At 59.6% G+C, this 6,526-nt stretch carries 8 protein-coding genes and 3 pseudogenes; 7 read left to right on the top strand and 4 right to left on the bottom strand.

The genetic code is table 11. From position 1 onward, the window contains the following. The first annotated feature begins 5 nt into the window (after nucleotides 1–5). The 6 genes and pseudogenes from KNN17_RS20125 to KNN17_RS20150 all read left to right on the top strand — a co-directional run bounded on the left by KNN17_RS20125 (nucleotide 6) and on the right by KNN17_RS20150 (nucleotide 5,251). Complete coding sequence (locus KNN17_RS20125) at nucleotides 6–641, top strand: ABC transporter ATP-binding protein (RefSeq protein ID WP_241710632.1); 636 nt, start codon at nucleotides 6–8, stop codon at nucleotides 639–641. Continuing rightward, complete coding sequence (locus KNN17_RS20130) at nucleotides 638–1,561, top strand: ATP-binding cassette domain-containing protein (RefSeq protein WP_241710633.1); 924 nt, start codon at nucleotides 638–640, stop codon at nucleotides 1,559–1,561. The genes KNN17_RS20125 and KNN17_RS20130 overlap by 4 nt, the downstream gene beginning before the upstream one ends. Then, the gene (locus KNN17_RS20135; protein ID WP_241710634.1) at nucleotides 1,558–2,337 is read left to right on the top strand and encodes a hypothetical protein; all 780 of its coding nucleotides are present in this window, start codon (nucleotides 1,558–1,560) and stop codon (nucleotides 2,335–2,337) included. Before KNN17_RS20130 ends, KNN17_RS20135 begins: the two co-directional genes overlap by 4 nt. Nucleotides 2,338–2,485: 148 nt before the next feature. After that, nucleotides 2,486–3,391 carry a hypothetical protein gene (locus tag KNN17_RS20140; protein ID WP_241710635.1) on the top strand — a complete coding sequence of 302 codons (906 nt, stop codon included), beginning with the start codon at nucleotides 2,486–2,488 and terminating at the stop codon, nucleotides 3,389–3,391. Then, nucleotides 3,388–3,879 (top strand): annotated as a pseudogene (locus KNN17_RS20145) (ABC transporter ATP-binding protein); the annotation flags it as partial. The gene KNN17_RS20140 and the pseudogene KNN17_RS20145, both read left to right, overlap by 4 nt. A gap of 157 nt (nucleotides 3,880–4,036) precedes the next feature. Then, nucleotides 4,037–5,251, top strand: coding sequence for an ABC transporter permease (locus KNN17_RS20150; protein ID WP_241710637.1), 1,215 nt, complete (start codon nucleotides 4,037–4,039; stop codon nucleotides 5,249–5,251). On the opposite strand, the gene KNN17_RS22705 is transcribed toward KNN17_RS20150, so the two are convergent. The 4 genes and pseudogenes from KNN17_RS22705 to KNN17_RS22465 all read right to left on the bottom strand — a co-directional run bounded on the left by KNN17_RS22705 (nucleotide 5,169) and on the right by KNN17_RS22465 (nucleotide 6,087). Continuing rightward, nucleotides 5,169–5,360: a glycerate kinase gene (locus KNN17_RS22705; RefSeq protein WP_372489709.1), complete on the bottom strand. Its 192-nt coding sequence runs from the start codon at nucleotides 5,358–5,360 to the stop codon at nucleotides 5,169–5,171. The two genes, KNN17_RS20150 and KNN17_RS22705, sit on opposite strands and share 83 nt — an antisense overlap. Nucleotides 5,361–5,385: 25 nt before the next feature. Further along, nucleotides 5,386–5,835 (bottom strand): annotated as a pseudogene (locus tag KNN17_RS20155) (glycerate kinase); the annotation flags it as partial. After that, nucleotides 5,735–5,959 (bottom strand): hypothetical protein, encoded by a 225-nt coding sequence (locus tag KNN17_RS20160; protein WP_241710638.1) that lies wholly within the window; start codon nucleotides 5,957–5,959, stop codon nucleotides 5,735–5,737. The gene KNN17_RS20160 and the pseudogene KNN17_RS20155, both read right to left, overlap by 101 nt. Beyond that, nucleotides 5,956–6,087 carry a hypothetical protein gene (locus KNN17_RS22465; RefSeq protein WP_274619759.1) on the bottom strand — a complete coding sequence of 44 codons (132 nt, stop codon included), beginning with the start codon at nucleotides 6,085–6,087 and terminating at the stop codon, nucleotides 5,956–5,958. The genes KNN17_RS20160 and KNN17_RS22465 overlap by 4 nt, the downstream gene beginning before the upstream one ends. Nucleotides 6,088–6,169: 82 nt before the next feature. Here KNN17_RS22465 and KNN17_RS20165 point away from each other — a divergent pair. Further along, a pseudogene (locus KNN17_RS20165) lies at nucleotides 6,170–6,526 on the top strand (HNH endonuclease); the annotation flags it as partial.

Consider the following 6,526-nt stretch of genomic DNA (forward strand, 5'->3'; position numbering starts at 1 on the left):
ACCGCGTGTTTGCCGGATATTCCGCCGAACGTCCCGTCTACGAAAACGTGTCCTTCTCGTTTATCGGGCCAGCCCTGATCCACTTGCAGGGAAGGAACGGATCCGGAAAATCGACCTTCGTCGAACTGGCCAGTGGCTATCTGTCTCCGTGGGCCGGAACGGTCCTCGTCAACGGAGCGAGCGCCGATGACCCTGGAAGTAGAAGCCGGCGGAGGGTATGCCGGTCAGACGCGTCGCTCTTCGCTCAGATGACCGCACGGGATCACATCGTGTTTGCATGCATTGCCCGAGATGTCGATCCTGGTCCCGAAATACTCCGGGCGACCCGGCTCGGCATGGAACCGTGGCTAGGCGAGAACGCGGGGAACCTGTCCACAGGAAATGTGCGCAAACTTTGGTACGTCATGAACACCGTCGGCCAGTTCGATTGCGTGGTCTTGGATGAACCGTTCAATGGCACTGACACCGAGGGCATGGCCTACATGGTTGAGGAGATCAGACGCTGGGCGGAGTTCAAACTCGTGGTTATCGTGACGCATTCACTCCAGGACTTGTTCCTGGAAGCGGTTACCGTCCGGCTCGAGGATCTCAAGTCGCAACCCGTTGACGGGCTGGACGCAGGAAGCTTGGGGGCGAAATGAGAATCGTCGTTGATGGCGTCGGTGCGAGCTACGGCGCAAAGGAGGTGCTCCGAGACATTTCCTTTGCTTTGAACCCGGGAGAGGTAGTCGGGCTCGTTGGTCCCAATGGACATGGCAAGACCACGTTGATGAAGCGAATGCTCAACCTTATTCCTGGAACCGGTGAGACGACGTTCGACGGAAAACCCTATCGACTCCTAACACGGCCACAGCTGGCAGTGGGATCACTGCTGTCCGCGGAGGGTTTTCACCCCGGCCGGTCGGCTATGAACCATCTTCGGATGATCGGGGCGGCTTCTGGCATCTCAAGACGAAGTGCTGAGTTCGCACTCGATCGGGTGGGTCTAAGTGAGTATGCGACGAAGTCGCCCGCTTCCTACTCGATGGGGATGAAGCAACGTCTCGCGCTCGCAGCGGCACTGATGACCGAGCCTCAAGTGCTGATCCTTGACGAACCCATCAATGGGTTGGATGTGGACGGTGTTTATTGGTTTCGGAACACAATCCGCAGCTTGGCGGGGGAGAGCAAGACCATCTTGCTTTCGACGCATATTTTGAGCGAGCTAGAGAAACTCGCGGACCGCGTCTTGGTTCTGCACGGTGGAGATCTCCGGGCTGATTGTCCGATGGAAGAACTCAAGACAACGACTTCAGGGCCAGCGGTCACCATCGCAGTGGACCGTCCCCGCGAGTTCGCCGCTCGATTGCGCGCCGAAGATGGGTTGATCGTGACCTTCAACGGGGAGTCTCTAGTCATCGACGGAATGACGGCGAGAGACGTGGGAACCCTGGCCAATAAGCTTGGCTTCACGCTCTTTGAACTATCGACGACGCTTCGTACTTTGGAGGACGGGTACAACGACATTGTGGGCCGTGGAGTCCATGAATCTCAGTGCCGGGGATCTGGGGGTAAGCCGTGAGGGACGCAATCCACTACGAGTGGGTCCGGCTGACTACAACTCGTGGGTTCCACGTCCTGACCGCTGCGACGATTTTGGTATCTGTCCTGTTCAGTTGGGCGATATCCCTGATGATCGCCAACATGGCTCCAGAAATGACCGCCCAGGCTGCTGGCGAGGCGGCCACGGTGGCAGCCACACGTTCTCCTTTGGTGCTCCTTGCCGCCGGCCTTCTTGGGATCTTCTCTTTTGGCCAGGAGAAGCGATACGGGACGCTTTGCCTGGCACTCTTGGCGATGCCCCAACGGAGCGCCCTGTTCGCGGCCAAGGTGGTGATGACTTTGCTGGTGACAACGACGTGGACGACCGCGTCCACGCTGATGTCCGTGATTGTGTCGAATGCTGTCCTGGGAAGTTCGAACCTCCTCGAATCCGACCCCGCGGTTCTGGTTGGCTGTTTGGTCCTAGCGAACGGATGGGCTCTTCTCGGCATAGGAGCAGGACTCCTCTTGCCCCGAACAGGTGCGGTGGCCTTGCTGGTCGCTGGATCAGCGCTGGTAGAACCCTTGCTGGGTCAACTGGTGGAAACAATTGAGATTTGGGGGACGTCCGCAGCCGCTTTTCTCCCGTTCAGGGCAGGATCGTCGCTCATCGGTTTTGCTGATCCAGCGCTCGGTGCGATTGTCGCTGAGACTTTCCCCCGTCTCCCGGCTCTAGCCGGCGGCGGATTGTTCTTCCTTTATGTAGCAGTTCTCCTAGCAGCGAGTTACAGGAAAGGAGTCGTCAAAGCCCAGTAATTGATCGGTCGCCGACGCTAGATTTGCGTTCAACGCATGGATCAAGCGATTCAAAGAACACCTGAAGTTCCCGCGACAAGAAAAGGATTCTGAGGTGACGGACAGGCTACTGACGGGTCAACAGATTCAGGCTCGGGAGAATGTGAGGATGGGTACCGGTATCCGTCGTCGGATTTCGCGCTGCACGCGGCTTATCAAAGGTACGTCGTTGATTGCCCTGGCTTTCATTGGCCTGACTGCCTGCGGCGCCGGTCCCGTCGTACCGACCAATGATGTCTCCGCCATCAAAGAAGACCTGATGAAGCTCCAGGGAACCAACGGCCTCATAATGAGGCCCGAATCATCGACTCTCGCCAAAGGATCGGTCCACGGGACGTATCTTGCCGCGAGACTCCTCGACACGGGCTTTCCCGCTGTCGTGAGTGAGCGAACCCGAGATGAACTGGAACGGGTGCTGAAAGCGCCCGAAACCGATCAGATCACTCAGCTCAAGGCGCTTGTGGCGCTAAAGCGCTCTGGGTCTCCATCCTGGGGGAACTACGGTTCGATCATCGAGCAAGGTAGGGCGGCGCTTCCGGCCACCGTGACTTTCGCAAAACTCAGCGGGTACATCGAGCTGGTGGATGTTCTGGTGCAGCTTGAGCCTAACGCGAGGTTGGCGCGACTGGAGGCGTTCGATGCGGACCCCGGGGTTGAAGACCTACTTTCCGGAGCACTGATGGCGCTCTCCAACTCCATGTACTTCTCAAACAGCGAAGAAGTGAGATCAATGTTTCCGGCCGTCCAGTCCGCGCTCCCGCAGCTCCTCAGTTCACCGAAAGGAAACGGCCTGAACTATTTTAGGGCGCTGACCGCCATGACGAACGCAAGCCGCTCCGGGCTTGGATCAAACGATTTCGACAAAGCGGCCGAGGAACTCCGGACTCTGAAGGGCTGCAAAGAATTCCCGTCCTTGTATCGGATGGAAGAAGACAAAGCGTCACCATGCAGTCTGTCAATTTCGGCCGCAATGATCGCGGTCCCGGGTGCCTACGACTTCGGGGAGAACAAATGACAGCGGTGCTGCGTCTTGAGAACATCGCCAAGTCCTTTTTAGATGATCGCGGGACGCGACAGTTGGTCCTTTCTGGAATCAGCCTGAACGTCGAGGCTGGCGAAATCGTCTGGCTGCGAGGTGAGTCGGGTTCGGGGAAATCAACGATCCTGAACATCTCCGGACTGCTATCGACTCCCGATGCCGGCAAAGTGTGGATCAACGGTGACAACAGGACCGACGCCTCGTCCCGGGAAGCGAGTCGGGTCCGCTCGAACGAAATTGGCATGGTGTTTCAGAGCAGCAACCTGTTGCCCGAACTTACGGCGTTGGAAAATGTCCTCCTTGCCAGCAGCAAGCCCATGACGCGCGCAACGATTACGGAGCAGCTGGAACGCTTCGGCCTGGTGGCGGTCGCTGACCGGCAAGCGAAAAGGCTTTCCGGCGGGCAGCAGCAAAGAGTCGCGTTTTGCCGTGCGCTGATCAACGAACCGTCATTGCTACTGGCCGACGAACCAAGTTCGGGTCTCGATGCGACAAACACTGAGGCCATCCTGGACGCCATGCGAACGGGGGCCAACAGCGGGTGCGGCATCCTCGTTGCTTCCCACGACGAAGTTTTCCAGCAAGTGGCCCACCGTCAGCTTCCTATGAAGGAGTTGTTCCTTGAACAGAAATAGGGTCTTTGCTGCAAGGTCGGTGCGGCTTTCCCTCTCGAAATTGAGGCCGCTCGCGGTCCTGATGAGTCTTGGCATCGCGGTATTCATATTCGCCGACAGCATCGTAGGGGCCGGAATAAGCTCATACTCAAACAAGATCAGCACCAATTCCGCCCTGAATTATGTGGAGGTGACTTCAGTAGGCCCGGACTCAGCTCGTGAGATCACTGATGAATCATTATCCCGGTTCAGCCAAATCGATCACGTAGTGCGATCCTCCGGTTGGGCACAAATAGACCTCGCCATAGAGGACCCTGCGAACTGGCCATCACCGAACAACCCCGGTGCATTCATGGGTACGCCATTCATCAGCGGCATCACTCCGAAAATACTGCTGGGAGACGTCTCCGGGGACGGCCCTGGGGAAGGCCAGATCCTGCTTCCCGACAAGGGGCAGGGCCAGAGATACGCCCAGCTGCTCGGCAAGGAAATGAGCTTTGTGTACACGAAGGAAATCGGCCCTGGCAATGGGGAACCTGTTTCCATATCTCTCCGCGTCTCAGGTATCTATGACAACTCGTCGCCGGGTACGGATGGCGCACAGGCTGCTTACGTATCCAGTAAGGTGCTCCAGTCAACGCTCGCCAATGCCCGGCCGAATACAAAAGCGCTGACCTACCCCCGCGCATATGTTCGCGTTGACTCAGCAGACGAGGTGGTCAATGTACAGAACCAAGTCCGAGCGCTCGGATATTCAGTGAACAGCGTTGCGGGCCAAATCCGGTCCCTCTCAGGTCTCTTCGCTCTTCTCGCCCTTGTCAGCTGGGTGATCGGTGGGTTCTTGATCATCTTCTGCCTCGGGGTCGGAGTGTCTGTTGGTGGCAGTTGGATCAAGCAGAGAGCTCGCGAAGTGGGTCTCCTCAAAGCCATCGGCTGGTCGGGGGCCTCGATAGCGGGGGTTTACATGGTCGAGTTGGCCGCAGTGGGTCTGATCATTAGCGTTGTGGGAGCGCTCCTGGGAACTCTTTGCTCCGTCATAGGAACGGCGGTCTTCAGCGGACTGCAACTCGACCTCCTGCCGGTGGCTGCGTGGGCCATGCCCAACTGGTTGCTCGTGCTCGGGGCACTCTTCTGTGTTCCTATGTTCTTGTGCCTTGGGGCCGTTGGGCACGTCGCAAGACTCGCTCGGCTCGATGCGGATTCCTCGCTGAGGGACCTGTAATCCGGCGTCGTGGGTCGTCGAGCGCTGCAACATCCGCAAGCGACGCGCCCTTCTGCGGACCGAACACCGAAGGAGCCCCCGTCCGGCCCGCACAGGGGGTTGTGCACATCGCTCGCAACAATCAGTTCCGTCTCGGCTAGCCCGGAAAGCAACGTCCCGAGAAGGGAATGAACAAGGCCAAGGTTCCGCCCGTTGCCTTCCAAAGAAAGGCTGGAAGCATCCAGGAGGCGGAAGCCCAGGGCGGTGAGCATGCCCATTCCTCCGTCAGTGCTCGCGCTGCCTCCGAGCGCCAGCACGATCCGAGCTGGCCTCAACGAAAGGGCAAAGAGAACAGCCTCGCCGAACCCACGACTCGACGCATCCAGCGGCAAAAGCCGTCCGTCCGGCAAGAGCCCCAAACCGCAAGTGTTCGCTACCTCCACAACAGCAGTGACGCCGTCGGGCGCGATGAGGACGGTCTTCGGGGCGGTTGCGTCCGTCATGTCAGACGGAGTCCGAATAGGAGGGGTGGCGATCGGCGGCCTGAAAGGGCTCGACGGCGGCAGCGGGCGCCGGAAGCTCGGCCACCTGAATCGGCTCCACATCTTCGCCCGCGAAGACATTGCGGACGCGGTCGGCGTCGAGGGTGCGGTCCCACCAGGCGATGAACGAGGCGGCGACGGCGTTGCCCATGACGGCGATGAGGCCCATTTGCTGGCCGATGCTCAAGTCCGTGTTGGCGGCGTGACGGAGCCAAGGACCACCACCGCAAAGAGGATCGAGGTGACGTAGAACATCGCGATCAGCTGCTTGAACGATGGCCGGGCTATCTGGGTTCCTTCGGTGGCCGTCTCCAAAAATCCTGCCGCTTATCAAGATTTTTCGCCGGGCGCCGTTCTTCGGCCTAAAAATGTCGTAGGTCCCTGAAATGCTTTGGTTATGGAGGGGACTCGGGGAACGCAGCTGATCGGATCCGGCGCGCCCTCGGGCAGCGCGGGTCCGGAGCCTGCCGTGCCGGGCGCCCGGGTGCACGAGCTGATCGGCGCCGTTGCTTCGCTTCGGCCAGGTTCCGACCGCGCCGAATTGATTGACCAGTTGCGTGCCCTGGAGGACTTGAAGTCCGCGGCAGCGGCTGCGCAGGCGAGGATCGCGGTGGCGTTCGATGCCGTCCAGCGCAGCGCCGACGCCGCGGCCGGTGTCCCGGCCGACGAACGCGCACGCGGCGTCGCAGCCCAGGTGGCTTTGGCCCGGCGGGAATCCCCCGCCAAAGGATCCCGGCTCCTCGGACTCGCGAAG

Source organism: Arthrobacter bambusae, assembly GCF_022606295.1.
In the GTDB taxonomy this organism is placed as follows: domain Bacteria; phylum Actinomycetota; class Actinomycetes; order Actinomycetales; family Micrococcaceae; genus Arthrobacter; species Arthrobacter bambusae_A.